Here is a 24,176-nt window from a genome sequence, read left to right as displayed (position 1 = left end):
GCCCCCAAGCTTCTGTGGCCCAGGCAAAGTGCGACTCAGGCAAGTACCGCCACCGCCTTGATCTGCGCCCATAACGTCTGGCCGGGATGCAGTTGCAACTGGTCCCGGGAGTAACGGGTGATGCGCGCCAGCAGCGGTGTGCCGGCCGCGTCCAGGCTCACCAGCACATGAGCTGCGTTGTCCGCAGGAATTTCCTGGGTCACCGTCACCGGCAGGCGGTTGAGGATGCTGCTGTGTTCCTCGGCCTGCAGGTTCAGGCTGACGTCCCGCGCCTGGATCTTGAAGCGCAACTGTTTGCCCAGCGCGAGCGGTGCATGGGCCACGCGCATCTGCAGTTGGCTGGCGGGCAGTTGCAGGGTCAGCAACTGGTAGTGCGCGTCGTAGGCGCTGACGGTGCCATTGATCACTACGCCAGCGTCGTCACCCAGGGCCATGGGCAGGTCGAGTCGGGCCAGGGTTTCGCCGATGGGGCCGCTGGCCAGGGCCTTGCCGTCGCTGAGCAACACGATGTGATCGGCCAGGCGCGCCACTTCGTCCTGGGCATGGCTGACGTACAGCACCGGAATCTCCAGCTCGTCGTGCAGGCGTTCGAGGTACGGCAGGATCTCGCTTTTGCGTTTGCTGTCCAGCGCCGCCAACGGTTCATCCATCAGCAGCAGGCTCGGGCTGGTAAGCAGGGCACGGGCGATGCCGATGCGCTGGCGTTCACCGCCGGAAAGGTGCTGCGGATGACGGTCCAGCAGGTGGCCGATGCCCAGCAGCTCGGTGGCGTGGGCCATGTCCACCCGGCGTTGTTGGCGCGGGATGCGTTTGAGTCCGAACTCCAGATTGGCCAGCACCGACAAATGCGGGAACAGGCTGGCTTCTTGAAACACGTAGCCCAGGGTGCGTTTGTGCGGTGGTACGAACAGCCCTTTGCGGCTGTCTTGCCAGACTTCATCGTTGATTTGCACGAAGCCCTCTTCGGCTCGTTCCAGCCCGGCGATGCAGCGCAGGCAAGTGGTCTTGCCGGAGCCCGAATGACCGTACAACGCCGTCACCCCGCGACCGGGCAGTTGCAAGTCGACGTCCAGGGCAAACCCGGAATACTTCAGTTGCAGACGCACCTCGATCATCGACATCAGCTCCAGCCCGCTTTGGTTTTACGGCTGGAGTAGAGCGCCAGCAACACCAGGAAAGAAAACACCACCATGGAGCCGGCCAGCCAGTGAGCCTGGGCATATTCCATGGCTTCGACGTGGTCGTAGATTTGCACCGAGACCACCCGGGTCTTGTTCGGAATATTGCCGCCGATCATCAGCACCACGCCGAACTCGCCGACGGTGTGCGCAAAACCGAGAATCGACGCCGTGATAAACCCCGGGCGCGCCAGGGGCAGGATCACGCTGAAGAAGGTGTCCCAGGGATTGGCCCGCAAGGTGGCGGCCACTTCCAGTGGGCGAGTGCCGATGGCGGAGAAGGCGTTTTGCAACGGCTGCACCACAAACGGCATGGAATAGATCACCGAGCCCATCACCAGCCCGGCAAAACTGAAGGTGAGTGTGCCCAGGCCCAGCCATTGGGTGAACTGGCCGAAGTAGCCGTTAGGGCCCATGGTCAGTAGCAGGTAGAAGCCGATCACCGTGGGTGGCAACACCAACGGTAAGGCCACCACCGCGCCGATGGGGCCGCGCCACCACGATCGGGTGCGCGACAGCCACAGGGCGATCGGAGTGCCTATGATCAGCAGGATGACCGTGGTCAGCGACGCCAGTTGCAGGGTCAGCCAGATCGCGGAAAAATCGGCACTCGACAGCGGCATTTACAGCTCGTAACCGTAGGACTTGATCACCGCGGCGGCTTTCGGACCTTTGAGGTATTCAACCAGGGCCTTGGCGGCTGCACTGTCCTTGCCTTTGGTGAGGATCACGGCGTCTTGCTTGATCGGGTCATGCATGGAAGATGGCACGATCCAGGCCGAACCGCTGGTGACTTTGCCGTCCTTGTAGATCTGCGACAGCGCTACAAAACCCAGCTCGGCGTTGCCGGTGGACACGAACTGAAACGCCTGGGTGATGTTCTGGCCTTCAACGAGCTTGTCCTTGACCTTCTCGGTCAAGCCTTCCTTCGCCAATACCTGGGTGGCGGCGAGGCCATACGGCGCGGCTTTCGGGTTGGCGATGGACAGGTGCTTGAATTCATTTTTCTTCAGCACCTCGCCCTTGGCATCCACGTAGCCTTCCTTGGCCGACCACAGCGCCAGGGTGCCTACCGCGTAGGTGAAGCGCGAGCCCTTGACGGTGTCGCCTTCGGCCTCGAGTTTCTGCGGGGTGGTGTCGTCGGCGCTGAGGAACACTTCAAACGGCGCGCCGTTCTTGATCTGGGTGTAGAACTGGCCGGTGGCGCCGTAGGCAGCGACCAGTTTGTGGCCGGTGTCTTTTTCAAAGTCGGCGGCAATCGCCTGGATCGGTGCGGTGAAGTTGGCGGCTACGGCCACTTGTACTTCATCGGCATGCGCCGAGGAGAAGGCAAACGCGGCGATCAGGGTAGCGAGGGCCGTGGGGGCCAGGCGTGAGGCGCGAATCATCATCAAGAAGCTCCTTGGGGGATTACCGGCTTTGCGGCTTGTTGTAGGCAGAGTGACATACCGCTATGTATGGGAATATATAGCGGTTGGCCACTGCCGGTACAGTGCAAAGTTGTCCCGGGAGTTCAGGTTCAGTGTCGGCCGAGTTTTTCCAGGGTTTGCGCGGCCAGTTCCAGCGTCAGGTCATACGTGGATATGTCTTTGCCTAGGCGCAGGGCCTGGCCCGACCACAAATTACTGAAGCCGGCTTCATCCTTGGCCTTGAGTGGCATCAACGCACCGCCGGATAACGGAAACGCCGGTGCTGTTGGATTGATCGCGCCCAACTCACGCATCACCCGGTTGATGATGCCCCGCGCCGGGCGCCCGGTGAACAGGTTGGTCAATGCGGTTTCACTGGCCTGGGCGTTGCGCAAGGCGTGGTGGTGTGACTTCGACACAGTCGCCTCGGGCGTAAACAGGTAGGCGGTGCCGATCTGTACCGCCGACGCGCCGAGGGCGAAGGCGGCGACAATGCCTCGCGCATCACCGATGCCACCGGCCGCGATTACCGGCACGTTCACGGCGTCAACGATCTGTGGCACCAGCGCCATCGTGCCAATCTGGCTATTAAGGTCGTCGCTGAGGAACATCCCGCGATGGCCGCCGGCCTCGGAGCCCATGGCGATGATAGCGTAGCAGCCGTGCTGCTCCAGCCAGATGGCTTCTTCCACGGTGGTAGCCGACGACAGCACTTTCGCCCCGGTGGCCTTGACCCGGCCCAGAAGGGATTTTTCCGGCAGGCCGAAGTGAAAACTCACCACTTCCGGGCTGAATTCTTCCACCAGTTCACAGGCGGCGTTGTTGAACGGTGCACGGTTGGACACGGGCGTCGGGGCGTCAAAATCAGCGCCCAGTTCTCGGTAGTAGGTTTCCAGCAGGTGCTTCCACTGAAGGTCGCGTTCAGCGTCCGGCGCCGGCGGCTGATGGCAGAAGAAATTCACGTTCAGCGGCCGCGAACTGGCCTGGCGAATGACGGTGAGTGCTTCGCGTAACTGCTCGATGCTGAGCGCCGCTGCCGGCATCGAACCGAGGGCGCCGGCCTGGCTGGCGGCAATCACCATCGAGGTGCTGGTGGCATTCGCCATGGGCGCCTGGATGATCGGTAACTCAATGCCCAGCAGGTCAAGAATTCGGGTGTCTGGCCAGGTGCTCATGGGGCGCTTCTCCAACGGTGGAATGCTGTGCCGTTGTTTTAGCAGGGCCAGGCAGCACCAGGCCAGTCTGTATTATTCACTGGACGAATCCAGTGTTTCGTGGGCTGCCATCAGTCGATGGCGTGGCCCAGTACCTCATGAATTCGCTGGGCAATATGCGCGGCGTGGGTTTCCAGGGCGAAGTGACCGGTGTCGAGCAACTCCACCACCGCGTTGGCGTTATCGCCTTTGTAGGCATGGGCGCCCGGCGGTATGAAGAACGGATCGTTCTGGCCCCAGATCACCAGCGCCGGTACTTGCGTGGCCTTGAAAAACGCCTGGAATGCCGGGTACAGCGTCAGGTTGTTGCGGTAGTCGAGGAACAGGTCCAGCTGGATCTCGTCATTGCCGGGGCGCTGCATCAGGAGCACGTCGAGCATATAGGACTCAGGCGCTACCAACTCCGGCTGCGGGACGCCATGCAGGTACTGATAGCGGGTGCCTTCCAGGCTGATGACGGCGTTGCGAATCACCTCGCGATTGGCCTCGCTCGGTTCGGCCCAATAGGTGCGGATCGGTGCCCAGGCATCGCCCAAGCCTTCGAGATACGCGTTGCCGTTTTGCGAGATCAGCGCGCTGACCCGTTCCGGGTGCGCCACGGCCAGTCGCAGGCCCACCGGCGCGCCGTAGTCGAACACGTAAAGGGCATAACGGTTGAGCTGCAGGGCGTCGACGAAATGGCCGACAGTGATCGCCAGGTTGTCGAAGCTGTAGTGGTAATTGCGTTCGGCGGGCACTTCGGTGAAGCCAAAGCCCGGCAGGTCGGGCGCGATGACCCGGTAGCGAGTGGCGAGCAGCGGGATCAGGTCGCGGTACATATGGGACGAGCTGGGGAAGCCGTGCAGCAGCAACAGCACGGGCGCGGCCGGGTCGCCGGCTTCGCGGTAGAACACGCGCACGCCATCGGCATCAACGTGCTGGTAACGAACCACTGGGGCTGAAATCGACATGATCGGAGTCCTCTGCGTAACTTGATAAATTGATTTGTTGGGTTACTGGTTTCGAAGGCTGCGCTTGAATAAGTAACCTGTCAAATCAATTTAATGGGTTACTTTTTTATGGATTTTGTAACTATCCAAAAGCGCTATCAGCGGTTACGATGGCGCGGACTTGAAGAGGATCCGCCATGACAGCCATCACACCATCTCCGCTGGAGCCCTACGTTCTGGCCGACCATCCGGTGTTGGACATGCTCAACACCCGGGCCAATGTCGACGGCGTGCCATTTGAGTTCTGGCAGAGCGATAGCGATGTCGAGCGCTGGCTGGTGCGGCTGGGCTGGTGCGATGAGGGCGCGGTGCCGGTATTCGAGAAGGGCGCATTGCTGGGCGCGGCGCGAGGATTGCGCGAAGTCATCCGGCTATTGCTGGAACAGCGCAAGGCCGGCCAGCAGGGCGATCCTGCCGCGCTGAATGCGTTCTTGCGCAAGGCGGTCAGCCACCCTCAACTGGCTTGGCCGGCGCCTGGCGAGTTGCGCCTGGAGCGCCAGCGCAAACAGCAAACCGCTGAGCAGTTCCTGTCGCCGATTGCCGAAGCGGCTGCAATGTTGCTGGTGGAAGGGGATTTCGGACTGATCCGCACCTGCGAACATCCCGAATGCGTACTGTGGTTTTACGACCGTACCAAAGGGCACAAGCGCCGCTGGTGCAGCATGGCGCTGTGTGGCAATCGGCATAAGGTAGCCGAGTTTCGCAAACGCAAACTCCTGTAACCGTCTTCAGGGTTCTGCCGGGCTTTCGCGCTCCAGCAATTGCCGTTTGCGCTCAACGCCCCAGCGATAGCCCGACAGGTTGCCGTCGCTGCGCACTACCCGATGGCAAGGAATCGCCACGGCCAGGCTGTTGGCGCCACACGCCTGGGCCACCGCGCGGTAGGCGGTCGGGGCACCTATACGTTGGGCAATCTCGGCGTAGCTGGCGGTGCAACCCACCGGGATTTCCCGCAAGGCCTGCCAAACCCGTTCCTGAAACGCGGTGCCACGCAAATCCAGGGGCAAGTCCAGGCCCAGGGCCGGCGCCTCGATAAAGCCCACCACCTGGGCGATCAATTGTTCGAAGTCGTGATCGGCGCCCAGCAGATTGGCGCGGGGAAACTGGTCCTGCAGGTCACGCACCAGTTTGTCCGGGTCATCCCCCAGCAAAATCGCGCACACACCGCGATTACTCTGCGCCACCAGAATTGCCCCCAACGAGCATTGGCCGACGGCAAAACGAATATCGGTGTTGGTGCCGCCGGCTTTGTAATCGCCAGGCTTCATGCCGAGCAATTGGTCGGCGGCCTCATAAAAGCGGCTGTTGGAATTAAAGCCGGCGTCGTACAGCGCATCGGTTACCGAGTGCTGGTCCTTGAGCCCGTCGCGTACCTTGCGCGAGCGATGGGCACTGGCGTAGCGCTTGGGCGTAAGGCCGGTCACCGCCTTGAATACCCGATGAAAATGGAACGGGCTCAAGCCTGCGAGGGCGGCCAGGGCCTCAAGCGGCGGCAGGGCTTCGGCCTGCTCGATGTGCCGGCAGGCGGCTGCTACCAGTTGTGCATGGCGCGCCGCCACCTGGGTCTGGTCCCCCGAATAGCGTTTGTTGGGCCGATAGCCTGCGGCTTCGGCCTGTTGCGGGGTGTCGAAGAATTCGACGTTCTGCGGGAGCGGCCGCCGCGCGGAACTGCTGGGGCGGCAGTACACGCCAGTGGTTTTCACGCCGTAGACAAAGGTCAAGTCGGCCTTGGCGTCGCGGGCGACGATGGCGGCCCAGCGGGGGTCTTGTTCGGTGGCGTGGCGCGCGGTCATGGTGGTGGCTCCTGGTTGAAGAATGCCAGGTTAGTCCCATGAGGCATTCGCATCACTCCGATGCTTGCGGTCAAATTCATCCGGCGGTTCGAAACGTCAGGTTGATACGCTGCGGGCCCATCACTGGATGCGTGCCTGGCTTGATCGGCATCACGCCGTGAAAACGCAGGCGATCCACGCCGCCCCACACCACCACATCGCCATGGAACAGCGAGATTTTTTGCGTCTTGTCACTGCGCTCATGGCCGCCGAACAGGAAGATCGCCGGCAAGCCCAAGGACAAAGAGACCACCGGGGCTGCGTAGCGGCGCTCGTTCTTGTCTTGATGCAGGGACATTTTGGCGCCTGGCACATAGCGGTTGATCAGGCAGGCATCCGGCTCGAAATCATCGAAACCCGCCTCTGCGGCCGCCATGACCGCTAATTGGCGTAGTGCCTCGGGCAGCGATGGCCAGGGTTGTTGGTTGTTGGGGTCAATCGCAGAGTAGCGATAGCCTGTGGGGTCGGTTGTCCAGCCTAACTCTCCGCAACTGCTCAACGCTGCCGACATGGTGAAGCCGCCCGGCGTGACCATTTGCCGGAACGGCGATTGAGCCAATACGCTCCGCAGTTCCGGCAGCAAACGCTCAACCCAGGGCATGGCATAGCCCTTGAGCACGTAGGACTGTTCACCGATTTGCTCGCGCCCCGGGGGTTGCTGCAAGGCCTCGTCGGCGAACAGATCGGCGGTGGGGCCGGGATCGATCTTACTGCGCATCGTGAAAAATCACTCCCAAAGTATGCCGCGTACCACTTTGCAGAACACTGACCCCATGACGCAAGGTCACCCGATGAAAGCCCCTCGCGCTGGGCATCGGCCGCTGATTGACCGCGAAGATCACAGCGTCGCCCTTGTTCAGCGGCACGACCTGGGCCCGGGACTGCATGCGTGGCCGCTGTTCGGTCAGCACCAACTCGCCGCCACGGAAGTCTTCTCCCGGTTGCGACAACAGGATGGCAACTTGTAAGGGAAACACATGTTCCCCATACAGATCCTGGTGCAGGCAGTTGTAGTCACCTAGGCCGTATTGCAGCAATAACGGGGTAGGGCGTTGCTGCCCCGCAGCGTGGCAACGGGCAATGAAGTCGGCATGGTGTGCCGGGTAGGTGATCGGCAAGTTCATCTGTTCGTTCCAGCGATTGGCCTGGGGGGCCAGGTACCCATACAGCTGTTCACGCAGGTCGCTGATCCGCGAAGGCAGCGGATAGCGGAAGTACTTGTACTCGCCCCGGCCGAAGCCGTGCCTGGCCATCAGTACGTGGGAGCGAAACAGTTCGTGTCGGGGGTAATGGCCGCTGAGCTCTACGCATTCACAGTGGTCCAGCAGGCCCGGAATCAGCGCATTGCCCTGTTGATCGAGGTCTCGCTCGATCGCGGCCCAGTCCAGCTGGGCCAGGCGTTCTTGCAGGGGCGTAGGAGGCATCGACGAGTTCCTGTGGCAGCGAGTAAAGGCTGCCAGTCTAGAAAGTCGTCAGCGTCGTGACACTCCGATGCTTGCGCTCGAATTACAGGGCCTTGCTCACATTGATGTCGGTGATTGCGTCGCTGGCATCGTGGATTTTTGCCAGGGCTTCCTTGGCCTCCTCGATGCTGCCTGCCTGCAGTTGGGCGAATTCGAAGCGGCGTTCACCGTTGAGTTTGTACTTGATCACATATTTAGTGGTAGTCACGGGGATTCCTGTCAGCTCAGTTTCGAATTGGTGCGGCGTACGATACGGATCTTGTGGGACAAGGTCGGTTTTTTGGTCACGCTGATGGCGCGGCGGGTCACGACGTCCAGGGTAATGTTCCAGAAGCCGGTGCTTGGTGCGGTGATTTTTGCCGGGAACTTGTCAAACGCGCCGCCGTGGTAGGTATGACGGCCACCGTTCTTGAAGCTGCGAAAGTTCGCGTCGCTCATCAGGCGGATGTTGCAGGTTTGCGAGCATTCAATGACGACAATGTCTCCTTCATTAAGGTGTTCGCGCTGGTGGATGAATTTCATTGGGTGTCTCCAGAAGGGCTTTTTCTGAAAAATCAGAACGATACGTAGGTTAAGATGGAGTTTATCAGCCCCAGCACGTTTATTATCGGACCGTCGTCGACGACTTCGACAATTTAAAACAGTTATTTACCGAGTTATCAGGGATAAATCCAACGTGGGCGGGAGAAAAATACCTTCCCCGCTGTCGTAGGGTCTTTATCGGAGGTTTTTTATGAAGTGGAGTGTGTTGGTTCTGGCCTTGGCGTTGGGTGGATGTGCTTCGGTGGCGGATATCAAGCAGACCCCACCGACGTTGGCAGTGATCTCTGGCAAAAAGCCGCAGGAATACGCGGCGTGTGTGGTTCAGAAACTGTCCAAAACCCGCCGGCCGTCGCAGATCGAGCCTCATAAGGATGGTGTTCAAGTGATCGTGCCGCAGAAATTTTCTGCTGATCCGTCTGCCATTTTCGAAATTGAAGAACGCTCCAGCGGTAGCAGCATCAAGCTCTACGAGAGCATGTCCAATGTGCCTATTCGCCCAGGCGACGTGAAGGCCGCTGGCGAGGCTTGCATCTCCGGCTGAGCCTGTAAGCCACCCACCTTCGAAAAATTGGCGATAACCCACAAAAAATGCCGCTTAATAGCGGCATTGTTATTTCGGAAACTCAGTCATGAAGCGTGAGCAAATCAGAGAGCAGCATGCGGGGGGGCATATTTCTGCGACCCATGTGATTCAAAATCCTGCAGATACGGGCGAGTGGATCGTGTTCTTCAAGAAGAGCGGCGGTCGCAGCTATTTCCTGGTGGATGACCAGGATGAAGTCGAATCCTTCTCTCGCCTGGACGACTTGATCGAGACCATTCGCGGCCTGGGCATCAAATTCGCAGAAATTCACATGTAATTATTTGCAGACTACGGTCACGCTGCGGGTCTTGTAGTTGCCGACATCCTTGCCCAGGGTCTTGTCGCTTTCTTTCAGGGCCGGCGTGCCTTCGGTGCCGACAATCCGGTAACCGGTGCCTGCGCAGGACGCATCAGCCTTTTCGTAGCAACTGGCCCAGGAGTTCGCCTCGCCCGAGCAATCGATGGCCAGCCCTTGTTCGCCGTTTTTCAGGACGGTGTCGGAGGTGGTGGTGCAGCCACCCATAAGCGCCAGTACCGCAATCAGTGCCAGAATCTTGTTCATGTAGGAGTCGTCATTAGGGTGTTGAAGGGAAGCGCTGACACTGTCGTGGGGCGTTTCAGGCGAGATTATAGCGAACCGCCATCAAGGTACAGACAAACACAAAAAAGCCCCGTTAAACGAGGCTTGATTGGCGTTTACTGTGCGTATTACTTGGTCTTGGGACGTTTGCTCGACGCGTGACCCGCTTCATCCACAAACACTTCGGCCACAGCGATGGCTTGGGCTTCGCTCGCGAATGCGCCGGCAACGCTGTCGCCGTGGAAGTTGATCAAATGCCAGCCATCCGCTCGCTTGGTGATCAGGTAGCCGTTCACGCCTTTTGGTTCTGACATCTATCAATCCCGTTGTCTGGTTCAAGGGCGTAATGATAACGCCAAACGGCGCGGGGCGGCGCAAGTTGTTGCAGGTCAGTGCCGATCGCCATAAAGCGTGCTAAAAAGGTTGCAGCCCTTTGAATGACGGGCGCAAGCCGACGATTTTTAACAGCGGCGAAGGTACTTGATTGAATGCTGGCGGAACTTACGCCGACATTTTTTCTCTATGTTGACATCGCAACGCCAGCAGGACCCATTGTAAGGTGACTGCGGCCTGATTAGACTGCGCCGAATTTCGTACGCACAGCCCTTTGTAAGGACTTATATGATCAAGAAATGCTTGTTCCCAGCAGCCGGTTACGGCACTCGCTTCCTGCCAGCGACCAAGGCCATGCCCAAAGAGATGCTGCCGGTGGTGAACAAGCCACTGATCCAGTACGGCGTTGAAGAAGCACTGGATGCCGGTCTGACCGAAATCTCGATCGTGACCGGCCGTGGCAAACGCGCCCTGGAAGACCACTTCGACATCAGCTACGAGCTGGAAAACCAGATCAAGGGCACCGACAAGGAAAAATACCTGGTTGGCATCCGTAAACTGCTCGACGAGTGCTCGTTCTCCTACACCCGTCAGACCCAAATGAAAGGCCTGGGTCACGCGATCCTGACCGGTCGCCCGCTGATCGGTGACGAACCGTTCGCCGTGGTACTGGCCGATGACCTGTGTGTAAACCTGGAAGGCGACGGCGTCCTGACCCAGATGGTCAAGCTGTACCAGAAGTACCGTTGCACCATCGTTGCGGTTCAAGAGGTCGACCCTCAGGAAACCAACAAGTACGGCGTGATCGCCGGCGACGATATCGGTGATGGCCTGATCCGCGTGCGCGACATGGTTGAAAAACCGGCGCCGGAAGATGCTCCGTCGAACCTGGCGATCATCGGCCGTTACATCCTGACCCCGGACATCTTCAAGCTGATCGAAGAGACCGAGCCAGGCAAGGGTGGTGAGATCCAGATCACCGACGCCCTGTTGAAGCAGGCAAAAGACGGTTGCGTGATTGCCTACAAGTTCAAGGGTCGTCGTTTTGACTGCGGTGGCGCTGAAGGCTACATCGAAGCAACCAACTTCTGCTACGAGCACTTCTACAAGACTGGCAAGGCTTACTGATTCACGGTTGCCTGCTTGATCTGGGAAAGCCACCTTCGGGTGGCTTTTTCGTTTTTCGGCCCCATGTAAGCAGGTATGCTGTTGTCCTGCCGAGGAGAGTGAAATGGCCTACGATTTTGACCTTTATGTAATTGGTGCCGGTTCCGGCGGTGTGCGCGCTGCCCGATTTGCCGCAGGTTTTGGCGCCAAAGTGGCTGTGGCTGAAAGCCGCTACCTGGGCGGTACTTGCGTGAATGTGGGCTGTGTGCCGAAGAAACTGTTGGTGTACGGCGCGCATTTCGCTGAAGACTTCGAGCAGGCCAGCGGTTTTGGCTGGTCCCTGGGTGAAGCGAACTTCGACTGGGCGACCCTGATTGCCAACAAGGATCGCGAGATCAACCGCCTCAATGGCATCTACCGCAACCTGCTGGTCAACAGCGGCGTGACCCTGCACGAAGGGCATGCGCGGTTGCTGGACCCGCATCAGGTAGAAATCAACGGTGAGCGCTTCACCGCCAAACACATTCTGGTCGCCACCGGCGGCTGGCCGCAGATCCCGGAAATCCCGGGCCGCGAGCACGCCATTGGCTCCAATGAGGCGTTCTTCCTCAAAGAGCTGCCCAAGCGTGTGCTGGTGGTCGGCGGCGGTTATATCGCCGTCGAGTTCGCCGGGATTTTCCATGGCCTGGGCGCACAGACGTCACTGCTGTATCGCGGCGACCTGTTCCTGCGCGGTTTTGACGGCTCGGTGCGCACGCACTTGAAGGAAGAGCTGACCAAGCGCGGCCTGGACCTGCAATTCAACGCCGACATCGAGCGTATCGACAAGCAGGCCGACGGCAGCCTCAAGGCCACATTGAAGGATGGCCGCGTGCTGGAAGCCGATTGCGTCTTCTACGCTACGGGCCGGCGCCCGATGCTCGATAACCTGGGGCTGGAAAACACCGGCGTCAAGTTGGACAAGCGCGGCTTTGTCGAAGTGGACGATCTGTATCAGACCGCCGAACCGTCGATCCTGGCGATTGGTGATGTGATCGGTCGCGTGCAACTGACGCCGGTGGCACTGGCCGAAGGCATGGCTGTGGCGCGTCGACTGTTCAAGCCTGAGCAATATCGCCCGGTGGACTACGCGATGATCCCGACGGCGGTGTTCAGCCTGCCGAACATCGGCACCGTGGGCCTCAGCGAAGAGCAAGCGCGTGAAGACGGCCATAAGGTGCAGATTTTCGAAAGCCGCTTCCGGCCGATGAAGCTGACCCTGACCGAGTGCCAGGAAAAGACTCTGATGAAGCTGGTGGTAGACGCCGAGACGGACAAGGTCCTGGGTTGTCACATGGTCGGCCCCGACGCCGGCGAGATCGTGCAGGGCCTGGCGATCGCGCTCAAGGCGGGCGCGACCAAGCAGCATTTCGACGAAACCATCGGCGTGCACCCTACGGCGGCGGAAGAGTTCGTCACCATGCGCACGCCCGTGGCGCAGTAATCAGCCCTCGGTAGTTGCCTCTGGCGCCGTCGCAATGACGGCCGCCAGGCGCAGCGCCTCGATGCTGGCCTGGGCTTTGACCAGGTTCAGCTCCAGGGTTTTGTGGGTCTGCTGGTGTTCGGCCAACGCTTCCTGCCGCGACTGATTCTCCAACTGCGCAACCCGTAAGCGTTCCTGCAACAGGGTGCGTTCGCTGTCGATCACATTCACCTGTTCGCTTAACTGACGCTGCTGATCGCGGTCCTGGCGGGCCTGCTCTTGCAGGGCGCTCAACTCCTTCACCGTCACCCGATGCTCAATCAGCAGCCGTTCGTTATCACGATGCAACTGGGTGATCTCATCCTGACGCACCATCGCGCTTTGCTGGGCCTGACGCAGCTCTGCCTGTACCTGTTGCAGCTGACCCTCATGCCGGCGCTGTTCCTGCTCGCGCTGGTCCTTGATTGCGTTGCGGTAATGCTCCAGCGCATCCCGGGCGTGCAGGTGCTTCTCTTCCAGTGAGCGAATCTGCTCGTCTTTATCGTTGATGCGCAGCTCGTAATCGCTGCACGCCTGGCTCAGCCCGGCGTTGCGGGTTTGCTCGGTTTGCAGGCTGGAGCGGGTGCTTTGAAGCGCCTCGCTTTCATCGGCCAGGGCGGCTGCCTGGATATCGAACTGTTGCTTGAGCTGGCCGTGGATTGCTTCCAGTTCTTCAGCCTGGGCGAGCAGGGCGGCTTTCTGTTGCTGGAACTGCGCCTGGGCCAGGTCGATAGGCTCCTGGGCCTTCTCCTTGAGGCGCTGGGCCAGTCGCGCCACCAGTTCGCCCAGCTCGTCGTCGATGGGCGCCTCGGTGATGGTCTGGCGGGTTTCGCTTTCGTCCAGCTCCTTCAAATAGCGATGAATCGTGGTTTTCGAGCCGGTATTACCCATCTCGATGCGTACTGCATCGATGCTCGGGTTTTCGCCGCGGGCGAGGATCGCCAGGCGTGCCGTTTGAACTACTGCTTTATTGATGCCGCCGCGAGCCATGGAGTCTCCGTCGATTTAGTACTGTAGTACGTAGTATGTATATACGTACTATATCACGATTGTATTTAGGCTTAAATTGTTGATTTAACAGATGGGATATTGGCGTATTATCCCGTGTGATCAAGGTTTTGAAGTGGACAACGCCCAATGGCAGTACAGGTATGAGTGAACTGGACCGTTATCTGAGTGCGGCCACCCGCGATAACACCCGCCGCAGCTATCGAGCGGCCATCGAGCATTTCGAGGTGAATTGGGGTGGGTTCCTGCCGGCGACCAGCGACAGCGTGGCGCGCTATCTGGTGGCGCATGCGGGCGTGCTGTCGGTCAATACGCTGAAGCTGCGGTTGTCGGCATTGGCCCAGTGGCATACCAGCCAGGGTTTTCCCGACCCGACCAAGGCGCCGGTGGTGCGCAAAGTCCTGAAAGGCATTCGTGCCGTGCATCCGGCCCAGGAAAAACAGGCTGAGCCATTACAGCTCCAGCACCTGGAGCAGGTGATTCAATTCCTTGAGCAGGAGGGCAGTGACGCCCGAAGCGCAGAAGACCATCCCCGCTGGCTGCGTGCCAAGCGTGACGCGGCGTTGATCCTGTTGGGTTTCTGGCGCGGCTTTCGTAGTGATGAGTTGTGCCGGTTGAATATCGAGCACGTGCAGGCGGTGCCCGGCTCGGGCATCACCCTGTATTTGCCGCGCAGCAAAAGTGACCGGGAAAACCTCGGCCGCACCTACCAGACGCCTGCGTTGCTGCGCCTGTGCCCGGTGCAGGCCTACAGCGAATGGCTCAGTGCTTCGGCGCTGGTGCGCGGCCCGGTGTTTCGCGGCATTGATCGCTGGGGCAACCTGGGCGAGGAGGGCTTGCACCCCAACAGCGTGATCCCGCTGTTGCGCCAGGCCCTGGAGCGTGCCGGCATTGCGGCCGACCAATACACCAGCCACTCCCTGCGCCGGGGCTTTGCCACTTGGGCCCATCGCAGCGGCTGGGACTTGAAGTCGTTGATGACTTACGTCGGCTGGAAAGACATGAAATCCGCCATGCGCTATGTTGAAACGACACCCTTTATCGGCATGACCCGCGCATCCCTCGAATGATTAAAGGTTTCTTCTATTAATACAGTCCCGTGATAGCGAAAACCAATCGTCAGCATCAGGTTTGCCAATGAGCCATCGGCTGAGAGAGTGAGTAGGATTCACCCCATCAACTTACTAAGCCCTTCTACAAAACCTGACGGAGAGTCAACGATGCCTATCATCAACAGCCAAGTAAAACCGTTCAAAGCGACCGCCTACAAAAACGGCAACTTCGTAGACGTGACTGATGCTGACCTGAAAGGCAAATGGTCTGTCGTCTTCTTCTACCCAGCCGACTTCACCTTCGTCTGCCCAACCGAACTGGAAGACCTGGCTGACAACTACGCCGAATTCCAGAAACTGGGCGTCGAAATCTACAGCGTTTCCACCGACACCCACTTTGCCCACGCTGCCTGGCACAACACTTCGCCAGCCATCGGCAAAATCCAGTACACCATGATCGGCGACCCGACCCTGACCATCTCCCGCAACTTCGACGTACTGATCGAAGAAGCTGGCCTGGCAGACCGTGGCACCTTCGTGATCAACCCGGAAGGCCAGATCAAAATCGTTGAACTGAACGATGGCGGCGTTGGCCGTGACGCTTCCGAGCTGCTGCGCAAAATCAAGGCTGCTCAGTACGTTGCTGCTCACCCGGGCGAAGTGTGCCCAGCCAAGTGGAAAGAAGGCGAGGCCACCCTGGCGCCGTCCCTGGACCTGGTCGGCAAGATCTAAGTCTGTGAAACACCTCAGGGCGGATTTTGCCGCACCTTAAGTAAGCTGCACCGCCCTCAAAAACGCCCGGGCGAGATTCGCTCGGGCGTTTTTTTTACCGAATTGATTCGAAATAGGAAATCGCCCGTATGTTGGACGCCAATCTTAAAGCTCAGTTGAAGTCATACCTGGAACGGGTCACCCAGCCGATCGAGATCGTCGCCTCCCTCGATGACGGTGCGAAATCCCAGGAAATGCTTGCTCTTTTGCAGGACGTAGCCAGCCTTTCAACGCTGATTACCCTGAAAAGCGATGGCAATGATGCGCGCAAGCCATCGTTCTCCATCAACCGCCCGGGTGCCGATATCAGCCTGCGTTTCGCCGGCATCCCAATGGGCCATGAATTTACTTCCTTGGTGTTGGCGCTGCTGCAAGTCGGCGGTCACCCATCGAAGGCCAGTGTCGAGGTGATTGAACAGATCCGTGCCCTTAAAGGCGAGTTCAGCTTCGAGACTTACTTCTCGCTGTCGTGCCAGAACTGCCCGGACGTGGTCCAGGCGCTGAACCTGATGGCGGTACTGAACCCGAACATCCGCCACGTCGCCATCGACGGTGCGTTGTTCCAGGCCGAAGTCGATGATCGTCAGATCATGGCCGTGCCCAGCGTGTACCTCAACGGTGTGAACTTCGGCCAGGGCCGTATGGGCCTGGAAGAAATCCTCGCCAAGCTCGACACCAGCGGCATTGAAAAACAGGCCGAGAAAATCAGCGCCAAAGACGCCTTTGACGTGCTGGTCGTCGGCGGTGGCCCAGCCGGTGCAGCTGCAGCGATCTACGCTGCCCGTAAAGGCATCCGTACCGGTGTTGCCGCTGAGCGTTTTGGTGGCCAGGTACTGGACACCATGGCGATCGAGAACTTCATCTCGGTGCAGGAAACTGAAGGGCCGAAACTGGCCAGCGCCCTTGAAGAACACGTCAAGCAGTACGACGTGGACATCATGAACCTGCAGCGCGCCACTGCGCTGATCCCGGCGAAGAACGCCGGTGAATTGCATGAGATCCGTTTCGAAAGCGGTGCGACCCTCAAGTCCAAGACCGTGATTCTGGCCACCGGTGCCCGCTGGCGCGAAATGGGTGTGCCGGGCGAGCAGGAATACAAGGCCAAGGGTGTGTGCTTCTGCCCGCACTGCGATGGTCCGCTGTTCAAGGGCAAGCGCGTAGCAGTGATCGGCGGCGGTAACTCCGGCGTTGAAGCGGCCATCGACCTGGCCGGTATCGTCAGCCACGTGACCTTGCTGGAATTCGACAGCAAACTGCGCGCCGACGCTGTGTTGCAGCGCAAGTTGTACAGCCTGCCCAACGTTGACGTGATCACCAGCGCGCTGACCAGCGAAGTCAAAGGTGATGGCCAGAAGGTCACAGGTCTCGCTTACAAGGACCGCGACAGTGGCGAGTTCAAGACCGTTGACCTGGAAGGTATCTTTGTCCAGATCGGCTTGTTGCCCAACACCGACTGGCTCAAAGGCACCGTCGAGTTGTCGCCACGTGGCGAGATCATTGTCGATGCGCGTGGTGAGACTTCACTGCCTGGCATCTTCGCTGCCGGCGACGTGACGACCGTGCCGTACAAGCAGATCGTGATTGCAGTGGGCGAGGGCGCCAAGGCTTCCCTGAGCGCTTTCGATCACCTGATCCGCAGCTAGGCGCCGGCATAACACCTGGCCCTGAAACGAAAAACCCCATGATTGATCATGGGGTTTTTTTGGTTACAGCGGCGTTGGCTGAATGATCTCAACCCAGTACGCATCCGGGTCTTTCACGAAGGCCAGGCTTTTCATGCGGCCGTCACTCAGGCGCTTCTGGAAATCGCAGCCCAGTTCTTCAAAGCGCGCACAGGCAGCGACGATGTCCGGCACCGAGATGCAGATATGGCCAAAGCCACGCGGGTCGGTATTGCCGTTGTGATAGGCAAAGTCCGCGTCGTTTTCGGTGCCGTGGTTGTGGGTCAGTTCGAGGATGCCCGGAATCGACTTCATCCACTGGGTACGTGCGGCCGCGTCGGCCGGGATCTGGGCCTTGTCGACCAGGGCCAGGAAGTACAGGCTGAATTCGGCTTCCGGGAAGTCACGTTTTTCAACCAGGGAAAAACCCAGGACGCGGGTGTAGAAATCCAGCGACTTGGTGATGTCCTTGACCCGCAGCATGGTGTGGTTGAACACGAAGTTCGTGGTGGCGGTGTCAGGTTGGGCAGTCACGCCCGGGAATGTGTTCAGTTCGTGCAGGCTCATGGGCCCTCCAGAGAAGAATGGGGCAAACGTGGCTCTAGTTCGAGCGATCCCTTGGCTTGCGGCTGGCGTCCGTGCAGCCGGTCCATGATACGCAGCCCTGCTGCTTGCGCCAAATGAAAAAGGTCACGCAGCCCTTGCGAGCAGCGGGTGTCGGGGCCCAAACTTTGTCGCTTGAACCTTGAGTGTTTTACGCAATGATCGGATTTCGCGCACCGCTGTTAAGTACCCTGGGCCTGTTGTTGGGCAGCACCGCCGTATGGGCGGCCGACCCCGAAATTCATTGGCCCAGCGGCTGGCAGGTGGAGGAGGTGGCGCCGGACGATCAGGCCCCGGCCCAGCCGAAGGCTGTGTCACGCCAGCGGGCAATAAAGAATGATGAAAACGGTGCGACCTTGATGGTCATGGAGTTGACGGGCACGCCGATTGAAGCGGGGCATACGGTCAATCTGCAAGGTGTGTTGCTGGAAATGCGCAAATCCATCCAGAAGGACTTTGCCCAAGGCGGTTATCAAAGTGTGTGCACCAAGATGCATCCCACAACATTGAGCCGGCTTGAGGCATTGGAAACTACCTGTGTCATCACCGAAAACGGTCGGCACGTGCTGTCGCAAACGTTGGTGGGAGCGGTCGACACAGATAAGGCCTATGTTTTTTCATACGCAGGCCAGGCTGAGGCTTACGAATCCAGCAAGGATGAAGTCAGTTCGGTGCGCGACAGCCTGAAACTTTGAGCGCTGTAGGCAGAGCAGAAATTAGTCGAATTGAACAAAGTGAAATGTTTTTTAAAGTTCGTTTTTGAAAGTGCCACGGTACTATTTTGTTTCAATATCGATGCATGTAAACAAAAAAGCCCTGCATGTGCAGGGCTTCTCTTAGTGCGTTTGTACTAGCTGCAAAGCATTAGCCGCGAAGCCAGGAGTCTACAGTGGCTGCGCCGTATTGTTCTTTCCAGGCCTTCAGGCCGCGGTGGTTGCCGCCTTTGGTTTCGATCAGTTCGCCAGTGTGCGGGTTGTGGTAAACCTTGACCACACGTGCACGGCGCTGTTTTGGTGCAGCTGCGACGGAGGCACCGGACTTGCCCGGGTTAGGATCCAGGATGGAGATGATGTCGCGCAGGCTTTTGCCGTAGGTTTTCATCAACCCTTGAAGCTTTTCTTCGAATTCGATTTCTTTCTTTAAGCCAGCGTCGTTCTTCAGGGATTCCAGCTGGGCAAGCTGCTCTTGAAGGGCTTTTTCTGCTGCGCGAAATTCGGCGAGTCTGGACAAAATCTATACTCCAATAGTGTATTTGGCTGATATCTACTGCAAACAAAGCGATAAGCCAAGAGCCTTAAGGCGACTCAACGAAAGTGGCCTTCCTGCCAATTCTGCACAGGCAGGAAAAATTGTAGTAGTTAATCAGCCATGAGTAAATCATGTCTTTTGTATAATTAACAATATTTCCGTTGAAGTGCATGGCTATTCAATGGCCGTTCAGGAATCTAATGAATTCATCAGAAGGTACAGGCTTGCCAAACAGGTAACCTTGCAAGAAATCAACGCCTTGAGCGGCAAGATATTCGCATTGTTCTTGTGTCTCGACGCCTTCGGCCACGATGCCCAGGTCCAGCTTGGCGGACAGTTCTATGATGCTGTCGAGTATATGCCGCGAGAGTGCATCAACACCGATCATCGCCACAAAGCTTTGATCTATCTTCAAGTAATCGACATTGAAGTTGCGCAAATAACCCAGGCTGGAGTGGCCGGTGCCGAAGTCGTCAATCGCTATCATTACCCCCATTTCATGCAGGGCCTGGAACAACTGGCGGGTGATATCCGTAGGTTCGATCAACTCGCGTTCGGTCAACTCCAGCACCAGTGTGACCTGGCCCGGCGCGAACGCGGCGAGGAATTCGCGGCAATCTTCCACCAGTTCCAGGTCCTGACAATGGCGTGCGGTGATGTTCACGCCGATGTGGAAACCCGGGATGAAACGCTCGGCGTGGGGCGCCAGTTGCTCGGCGGTCTTGCGCATCAAGGCGCGGGTCATGGGCACAATCAGGCCGGAATGCTCGGCCAGGGGAATGAACAGGTCCGGGCGTACCAGGCCTTCCTTGGGGTGATTCCAGCGCATCAACACTTCGCAGCCGGCCCACTGGTGAATGTTGTCGCCACGCACCACGGGTTGGTAATAGGGCACAAACTCGTTGGCGCCCAAGGCACGTTGCAACTCGAGCGTCGGCGCCGATGAGCGCTTTTGCAGCCAGTGGGCAAGTAGACCCGCCAGTACGCCGAAAAACACGATCAGGATGAACAGCGCTGGAAACCGGTCTTTCATGTAGCGCCATGTTTCGCCTTCCGGCATCCCGGCTTCCACGCTGTAGGTGTACCGCGTGGAATCGAGGTGGTGATGGGCCACGGCAAAGCTCGGCAGCGCCGTGTTGTACACCTTGCCATCCGCCGACAGCCAGTTGGGCCCGACCTGCAACACAAGGTCGGCAAAACGGCTGATCAGGCGCAAGGCATTGGTCAGGTGGTAACCGTCAACGGAGGCAAAGGCGCCCCGGTCGCCATCAGTGAGACGATAAACCAGCAACGCCGTGTCGGGGGTGACCGGGTTGCCTTTCATCAGCCACAGGCGGCCGTCGACGTAGTCTTCCGGATTGACCGGCGACAGGTAACTGCCGCCAAACAATGAACTGCAATAGATGTTCCTCTGCCAGGACAAGGTCGTGGCGCGCACGAAAGGCCGGCGTGTGACCTGTTCACGCAGGGCCAGTTGAGTCGGGTTATCACATTCATGACCGGCCAGCGGCAGCAGTTCCTGGGCGGCGAGGGCGGTGTTATCGAGCATCAAGTCAAATTGGCGTACAGCCTCCTGGGCAGTTTGCGCGGTGCTGTACTCCAGGGTGCGCCCGGCCTGCCAATACAGGATAAGCACACCCAGCAAAATTGGCAGCGCACCACTGAGCAGGGTGATCAGGTAGCGAACGGAGGCTTTTCGTGGGCCTTTGACGGTCAGTGGCATTGGTGCGGCCTGTAGCGGGAGGGGCGATAAGACGCTCAAATGCGGTCGGGACAACCACGGCGGCCTTCCAACAAAGCGTATTGGTATGGGCCATGATAGATGGCGGCACGCGACCGCGCATGCTCAATCAAGCTGCATGCGTGTGGCCAGTTCAATAAACGCCAGAGTCGCCGGCGAGGATTGCCGTCGATCCAGTACCGCCAGCCCCACTTGGCGTTTGACGGCAGGCTTGAGCGGCTTGATCAGGTAATCCCGAGCCACGGATTCAGGCAGCGACAGCTCGGCAACAATGGTCACGCCGTCGCCCCGGCGCACGGTGTCCAGGGTACTGAGCAATTGTGAGCAGCGGTAACGCACATCTGGCTGCAGCCCGGCACCGACGAACAGCCTTGAAACCAGTTCGGACGAACCGGCCTGGGTCAGGATAAAGGGTTCGCCGCACAGCGCCTTGAGGCTGACATTCGGCTGCGCGCCCAAGGGATGCCCCGATGGCAATAGCGCGACCAATTGATCCTCGATCAGCGCAAATGTATCGAAGCGTTCTTCAGGCATCACCACAAACGCAACGTCGACGCGCCGTTCTTCCAGCCACTGCATCACCTGGCGATCGGGGCCTTCGTCGACGTGCACCTCGATGCCCGGATGCAACTCGCGAAAACGCCGCAAAATCCTGGGTAACAGGCGAATCGATGAGGTTGGCCCGAACGAGCCGATGCGCAACGTGCCACGCTTCATCCCGCGGGCATCAGCGGCTTCCTGTTGCAGTGTGTTGGCCAGCCCGAGCATGGCCCGGGCGCGCAGCAGCAGTTGTTGGCCGATATCGCTGAGCTCAACCTGGGACTGGTGGCGCCGGATCAACTCCACACCCAATTCCTGCTCCAGGGATTTGATCGCATGGGACACCGCCGACTGGCTGATGCCCAGGCGATTGGCGGCGCTGGTGAAGCCTTGCAGCTCGGCCACCAGGGAGAAGATTTCCAGTTGGGTAAGGGTCATGAGTATTTACTCATTTTACGATGACAAGGGATTAGCCGAACAATAAGCCAATCCCGTGTTTCTTGAGTAGAAATCTGATGAGCCCGACCTCTGACCGTCTCACGTATTTGAAATTGGCGGCCGTGACCATGATCTGGGGCGGCACCTTCGTTGCCGGGCGTTATCTGGCCGCAGACCTGGACCCATTGCTGGCGGCGACCGTGCGTTTTGTGCTGGCAAGCCTGGCACTGCTGATGTTCCTGGGCGTCGCGCGTATTCGTCTGGTGCGCCCGACCATGGCGCAACTCGTGCAGTTAACCGTGCTTGGGTTTTTCGGGATCTTTTTCTACAACCTGTGCTTTTTCTACGGCCTGCATTACATCAATGCGTCCCGGGCGTCGCTGATCGTGGCGCTGAACCCGGCGGTGATTGGTCTGGCCTCGTGGCTATTGTTCAAGGAGCGCCTGGGACAGCTCAAACTGCTGGGTATCGCCCTGTGCTTGGGCGGCGCGGGGCTGGTGATCGTCAGTCGCAACCCGCAGCTGTTGCAGGGCGCTGCGAATGCCTGGGTCGGTGACTTGCTGATTGCCGGCTGCGTGGTGGGGTGGGGCGTGTACTCGCTGTTTTCCCGTGGCCTCAACCAGAGCCTGGGGCCATTGCAAACCGTGACCTGGTCGGTCCTGCTGGGCGCACTGATGCTGACAATCACCACGCTGGCAACGGGCCGGTTGACGGTGGTTGCGTTGGGCAGCATTGAGCTGCCCCAGCTGATAAGTTTGCTGTACCTGGGCGTGCTGGGCTCGGCACTGGCCTACATCGGCTACTACGATGGCCTGCGCCGCATCGGCGCGACCCGCGCGGGTGTATTCATCGCCCTCAATCCGCTGACGGCGGTCATCTGCGGCGCATTGCTGCTTGGCGAGCAACTGACCGCGCCAATGCTGCTGGGCGGGGCCGTGATCCTGCTGGGCATCTACCTGTGTAACAAACCCCTTGCGCGCACCCGGGCAATGGGGATTTGATAAGAGTACGGACAAACAGGGTTACGCTGTGTAGAATCGATTTACGCATAAAAGAATATGGACTTGCGACTACGCAAGCCACGCCTGTCAGAGACCGATCCAACCATGAAGCTACTCGGGTCCCCACTCATCTTCGGTGACTTCCTCGCCCGCAGCGTGCGGGGTATCTCCTGTGCGCCACCTGCCCACCTCATCCTTGCTGGCAACTGACGACATCCGTTAAGCATAAGAATGATGAGGCACCGAAAATGGCAGACCTATACGAAAACCCAATGGGCCTGATGGGCTTTGAATTCATCGAATTCGCATCGCCAACCCCGGGCATCCTGGAGCCGATCTTCGAGATCATGGGCTTCACCAAAGTCGCGACCCACCGTTCCAAAAACGTGCACCTGTACCGTCAGGGCGAGATCAACCTGATCCTCAACAACGAACCCAACAGCATCGCCTCCTACTTTGCCGCCGAGCACGGTCCGTCGGTGTGCGGCATGGCGTTTCGCGTCAAGGACTCGCAACAGGCCTACAACCGGGCCCTGGAGCTGGGCGCCCAGCCGATCCATATCGAAACCGGCCCGATGGAACTGAACTTGCCGGCGATCAAGGGCATCGGCGGCGCGCCGCTGTACCTGATCGACCGCTTCGGCGAAGGCAGTTCGATCTATGACATCGACTTCGTGTTCCTCGAAGGCGTTGAGCGCAACCCGGTAGGCGCAAGCCTCAAGGTCATCGATCACCTGACCCACAACGTGTACCGCGGGCGCATGGCCTACTGGGCGAACTTCTACGAGAAGCTGTTCAACTTCCGTGAAGCGCGCTACTTCGATATCAAGGGCGAATACACCGGCCTGACCTCCAAGGCCATGAGCGCCCCGGACGGCATGATCCGTATCCCGTTGAACGAAGAGTCGTCCAAGGGCGCCGGCCAGATTGAAGAGTTCCTGATGCAGTTCAACGGCGAAGGCATCCAGCACGTGGCCTTCCTCACCGATGACCTGGTCAAGACCTGGGACGCGTTGAAGAAGATCGGCATGCGCTTCATGACGGCACCGCCAGATACCTACTACGAAATGCTCGAAGGCCGTCTGCCGAACCACGGTGAGCCGGTGGACCAACTGCAAGCGCGGGGTATCCTGCTGGACGGTTCGTCGGTGGCGGGCGACAAGCGCCTGTTGCTGCAGATCTTCTCGGAAACCCTGATGGGCCCGGTGTTCTTCGAGTTCATCCAGCGCAAGGGGGATGACGGTTTTGGTGAAGGTAACTTCAAGGCGCTGTTCGAATCCATCGAGCGCGACCAGGTGCGTCGTGGTGTATTGACTGCCGACTGATTGCCTGCGCGTTACACCTGAAGCCCGACCGGGAGCCATCCCGGTCGGGTTTTTTG

General features: G+C 59.1%; 28 protein-coding genes. 11 read left to right on the top strand and 17 right to left on the bottom strand.

Going from position 1 to position 24,176, the window contains the following annotated elements:
* Nucleotides 1-35: 35 nt before the first annotated feature.
* The 5 genes from modC to CEC48_RS20455 form a co-directional block, all read right to left on the bottom strand.
* Nucleotides 36-1,115: a molybdenum ABC transporter ATP-binding protein gene (gene modC, locus CEC48_RS20475; RefSeq protein ID WP_088425411.1), complete on the bottom strand. Its 1,080-nt coding sequence runs from the start codon at nucleotides 1,113-1,115 to the stop codon at nucleotides 36-38.
* A gap of 5 nt (nucleotides 1,116-1,120) precedes the next feature.
* Nucleotides 1,121-1,801 carry a molybdate ABC transporter permease subunit gene (gene modB, locus CEC48_RS20470; RefSeq protein ID WP_088425400.1) on the bottom strand — a complete coding sequence of 227 codons (681 nt, stop codon included), beginning with the start codon at nucleotides 1,799-1,801 and terminating at the stop codon, nucleotides 1,121-1,123.
* Nucleotides 1,802-2,569 carry a molybdate ABC transporter substrate-binding protein gene (modA, locus tag CEC48_RS20465; protein WP_088425399.1) on the bottom strand — a complete coding sequence of 256 codons (768 nt, stop codon included), beginning with the start codon at nucleotides 2,567-2,569 and terminating at the stop codon, nucleotides 1,802-1,804. It abuts the gene before it with no gap.
* Nucleotides 2,570-2,697: 128 nt separating this feature from the next.
* Complete coding sequence (locus tag CEC48_RS20460) at nucleotides 2,698-3,762, bottom strand: nitronate monooxygenase family protein (RefSeq protein ID WP_088425398.1); 1,065 nt, start codon at nucleotides 3,760-3,762, stop codon at nucleotides 2,698-2,700.
* Between the two features lie 110 nt (nucleotides 3,763-3,872).
* The gene (locus CEC48_RS20455) at nucleotides 3,873-4,751 is read right to left on the bottom strand and encodes an alpha/beta fold hydrolase (RefSeq protein ID WP_088425397.1); all 879 of its coding nucleotides are present in this window, start codon (nucleotides 4,749-4,751) and stop codon (nucleotides 3,873-3,875) included.
* Nucleotides 4,752-4,927: 176 nt separating this feature from the next.
* Between CEC48_RS20455 and CEC48_RS20450 the strand changes: the two genes are divergently transcribed.
* Nucleotides 4,928-5,512 carry an ABATE domain-containing protein gene (locus CEC48_RS20450; RefSeq protein WP_088425396.1) on the top strand — a complete coding sequence of 195 codons (585 nt, stop codon included), beginning with the start codon at nucleotides 4,928-4,930 and terminating at the stop codon, nucleotides 5,510-5,512.
* A gap of 6 nt (nucleotides 5,513-5,518) precedes the next feature.
* Here the strand turns inward: CEC48_RS20450 and ada are convergent, their stop codons facing one another.
* From ada to CEC48_RS20425, 5 genes are all read right to left on the bottom strand, one after another.
* Nucleotides 5,519-6,583: a bifunctional DNA-binding transcriptional regulator/O6-methylguanine-DNA methyltransferase Ada gene (gene ada / locus CEC48_RS20445; RefSeq protein ID WP_088425395.1), complete on the bottom strand. Its 1,065-nt coding sequence runs from the start codon at nucleotides 6,581-6,583 to the stop codon at nucleotides 5,519-5,521.
* Nucleotides 6,584-6,659: 76 nt separating this feature from the next.
* The gene (gene alkB / locus CEC48_RS20440; RefSeq protein WP_088425394.1) at nucleotides 6,660-7,340 is read right to left on the bottom strand and encodes a DNA oxidative demethylase AlkB; all 681 of its coding nucleotides are present in this window, start codon (nucleotides 7,338-7,340) and stop codon (nucleotides 6,660-6,662) included.
* Complete coding sequence (locus CEC48_RS20435; RefSeq protein ID WP_088425393.1) at nucleotides 7,330-8,046, bottom strand: 2OG-Fe(II) oxygenase; 717 nt, start codon at nucleotides 8,044-8,046, stop codon at nucleotides 7,330-7,332. Before CEC48_RS20435 ends, alkB begins: the two co-directional genes overlap by 11 nt.
* A gap of 82 nt (nucleotides 8,047-8,128) precedes the next feature.
* Nucleotides 8,129-8,293 (bottom strand): hypothetical protein, encoded by a 165-nt coding sequence (locus CEC48_RS31615; RefSeq protein WP_088425392.1) that lies wholly within the window; start codon nucleotides 8,291-8,293, stop codon nucleotides 8,129-8,131.
* Nucleotides 8,294-8,304: 11 nt separating this feature from the next.
* Nucleotides 8,305-8,607: a DUF1883 domain-containing protein gene (locus CEC48_RS20425; RefSeq protein ID WP_003212586.1), complete on the bottom strand. Its 303-nt coding sequence runs from the start codon at nucleotides 8,605-8,607 to the stop codon at nucleotides 8,305-8,307.
* A gap of 211 nt (nucleotides 8,608-8,818) precedes the next feature.
* On the opposite strand from CEC48_RS20425, the gene CEC48_RS20420 reads away from it, so the two are divergent.
* Both CEC48_RS20420 and CEC48_RS20415 read left to right on the top strand, forming a co-directional pair.
* A complete protein-coding gene (locus CEC48_RS20420; protein WP_003212585.1) occupies nucleotides 8,819-9,169 on the top strand; it encodes a hypothetical protein in 351 nt (116 codons plus the stop codon).
* Nucleotides 9,170-9,257: 88 nt separating this feature from the next.
* Nucleotides 9,258-9,488 (top strand): hypothetical protein, encoded by a 231-nt coding sequence (locus CEC48_RS20415; protein ID WP_088425391.1) that lies wholly within the window; start codon nucleotides 9,258-9,260, stop codon nucleotides 9,486-9,488.
* Here the strand turns inward: CEC48_RS20415 and CEC48_RS20410 are convergent, their stop codons facing one another.
* Nucleotides 9,489-9,773 carry a hypothetical protein gene (locus CEC48_RS20410; RefSeq protein WP_088425390.1) on the bottom strand — a complete coding sequence of 95 codons (285 nt, stop codon included), beginning with the start codon at nucleotides 9,771-9,773 and terminating at the stop codon, nucleotides 9,489-9,491.
* A gap of 146 nt (nucleotides 9,774-9,919) precedes the next feature.
* On the bottom strand, nucleotides 9,920-10,105 hold the full coding sequence (locus CEC48_RS20405; RefSeq protein ID WP_010171394.1) for a hypothetical protein: 186 nt from the start codon (nucleotides 10,103-10,105) through the stop codon (nucleotides 9,920-9,922).
* A gap of 307 nt (nucleotides 10,106-10,412) precedes the next feature.
* Between CEC48_RS20405 and galU the strand changes: the two genes are divergently transcribed.
* Both galU and gorA read left to right on the top strand, forming a co-directional pair.
* On the top strand, nucleotides 10,413-11,252 hold the full coding sequence (gene galU / locus CEC48_RS20400; protein WP_088425389.1) for a UTP--glucose-1-phosphate uridylyltransferase GalU: 840 nt from the start codon (nucleotides 10,413-10,415) through the stop codon (nucleotides 11,250-11,252).
* Between the two features lie 103 nt (nucleotides 11,253-11,355).
* Nucleotides 11,356-12,714 carry a glutathione-disulfide reductase gene (gene gorA, locus CEC48_RS20395; RefSeq protein ID WP_088425388.1) on the top strand — a complete coding sequence of 453 codons (1,359 nt, stop codon included), beginning with the start codon at nucleotides 11,356-11,358 and terminating at the stop codon, nucleotides 12,712-12,714.
* Here the strand turns inward: gorA and CEC48_RS20390 are convergent, their stop codons facing one another.
* The gene (locus CEC48_RS20390) at nucleotides 12,715-13,722 is read right to left on the bottom strand and encodes a DNA-binding protein (RefSeq protein WP_088425387.1); all 1,008 of its coding nucleotides are present in this window, start codon (nucleotides 13,720-13,722) and stop codon (nucleotides 12,715-12,717) included. It abuts the gene before it with no gap.
* 161 nt (nucleotides 13,723-13,883) lie between these two features.
* Between CEC48_RS20390 and CEC48_RS20385 the strand changes: the two genes are divergently transcribed.
* The 3 genes from CEC48_RS20385 (at nucleotide 13,884) to ahpF (ending at nucleotide 17,206) form a co-directional block, all read left to right on the top strand.
* Nucleotides 13,884-14,810: a site-specific integrase gene (locus tag CEC48_RS20385; RefSeq protein WP_088425386.1), complete on the top strand. Its 927-nt coding sequence runs from the start codon at nucleotides 13,884-13,886 to the stop codon at nucleotides 14,808-14,810.
* A 150-nt stretch (nucleotides 14,811-14,960) separates the two neighbouring features.
* Nucleotides 14,961-15,524 (top strand): alkyl hydroperoxide reductase subunit C, encoded by a 564-nt coding sequence (ahpC, locus tag CEC48_RS20380; protein ID WP_003173835.1) that lies wholly within the window; start codon nucleotides 14,961-14,963, stop codon nucleotides 15,522-15,524.
* Nucleotides 15,525-15,652: 128 nt separating this feature from the next.
* Nucleotides 15,653-17,206, top strand: a complete 1,554-nt coding sequence (gene ahpF / locus CEC48_RS20375) for an alkyl hydroperoxide reductase subunit F (protein WP_088425385.1) — start codon at nucleotides 15,653-15,655, stop codon at nucleotides 17,204-17,206.
* A 63-nt stretch (nucleotides 17,207-17,269) separates the two neighbouring features.
* Here the strand turns inward: ahpF and gloA are convergent, their stop codons facing one another.
* A complete protein-coding gene (gene gloA / locus CEC48_RS20370; protein WP_003212572.1) occupies nucleotides 17,270-17,791 on the bottom strand; it encodes a lactoylglutathione lyase in 522 nt (173 codons plus the stop codon).
* Between the two features lie 194 nt (nucleotides 17,792-17,985).
* On the opposite strand from gloA, the gene CEC48_RS20365 reads away from it, so the two are divergent.
* Nucleotides 17,986-18,522 (top strand): DUF4946 domain-containing protein, encoded by a 537-nt coding sequence (locus tag CEC48_RS20365; protein ID WP_088425384.1) that lies wholly within the window; start codon nucleotides 17,986-17,988, stop codon nucleotides 18,520-18,522.
* Between the two features lie 169 nt (nucleotides 18,523-18,691).
* Here the strand turns inward: CEC48_RS20365 and CEC48_RS20360 are convergent, their stop codons facing one another.
* The 3 genes from CEC48_RS20360 to CEC48_RS20350 all read right to left on the bottom strand — a co-directional run bounded on the left by CEC48_RS20360 (nucleotide 18,692) and on the right by CEC48_RS20350 (nucleotide 21,794).
* The gene (locus tag CEC48_RS20360) at nucleotides 18,692-19,057 is read right to left on the bottom strand and encodes a histone-like nucleoid-structuring protein, MvaT/MvaU family (RefSeq protein WP_003212570.1); all 366 of its coding nucleotides are present in this window, start codon (nucleotides 19,055-19,057) and stop codon (nucleotides 18,692-18,694) included.
* Between the two features lie 196 nt (nucleotides 19,058-19,253).
* Complete coding sequence (locus CEC48_RS20355; protein ID WP_088425383.1) at nucleotides 19,254-20,798, bottom strand: EAL domain-containing protein; 1,545 nt, start codon at nucleotides 20,796-20,798, stop codon at nucleotides 19,254-19,256.
* Nucleotides 20,799-20,921: 123 nt separating this feature from the next.
* A complete protein-coding gene (locus tag CEC48_RS20350; protein ID WP_088425382.1) occupies nucleotides 20,922-21,794 on the bottom strand; it encodes a LysR family transcriptional regulator in 873 nt (290 codons plus the stop codon).
* Nucleotides 21,795-21,871: 77 nt separating this feature from the next.
* Between CEC48_RS20350 and CEC48_RS20345 the strand changes: the two genes are divergently transcribed.
* Together CEC48_RS20345 and hppD are read left to right on the top strand one after the other, a co-directional pair.
* Entirely contained in the window at nucleotides 21,872-22,795 is a 924-nt protein-coding gene (locus CEC48_RS20345) for a DMT family transporter (RefSeq protein ID WP_088425381.1), read from the top strand.
* Between the two features lie 248 nt (nucleotides 22,796-23,043).
* Nucleotides 23,044-24,120 carry a 4-hydroxyphenylpyruvate dioxygenase gene (gene hppD / locus CEC48_RS20340; RefSeq protein ID WP_088425380.1) on the top strand — a complete coding sequence of 359 codons (1,077 nt, stop codon included), beginning with the start codon at nucleotides 23,044-23,046 and terminating at the stop codon, nucleotides 24,118-24,120.
* Nucleotides 24,121-24,176 lie beyond the last annotated feature (56 nt).

This window comes from Pseudomonas sp. K2I15 (assembly GCF_002204795.1).
GTDB lineage: Bacteria > Pseudomonadota > Gammaproteobacteria > Pseudomonadales > Pseudomonadaceae > Aquipseudomonas.
Note: the sequence above shows the minus strand (reverse complement) of the source record. Positions and strands in the feature narration are given on the sequence as shown.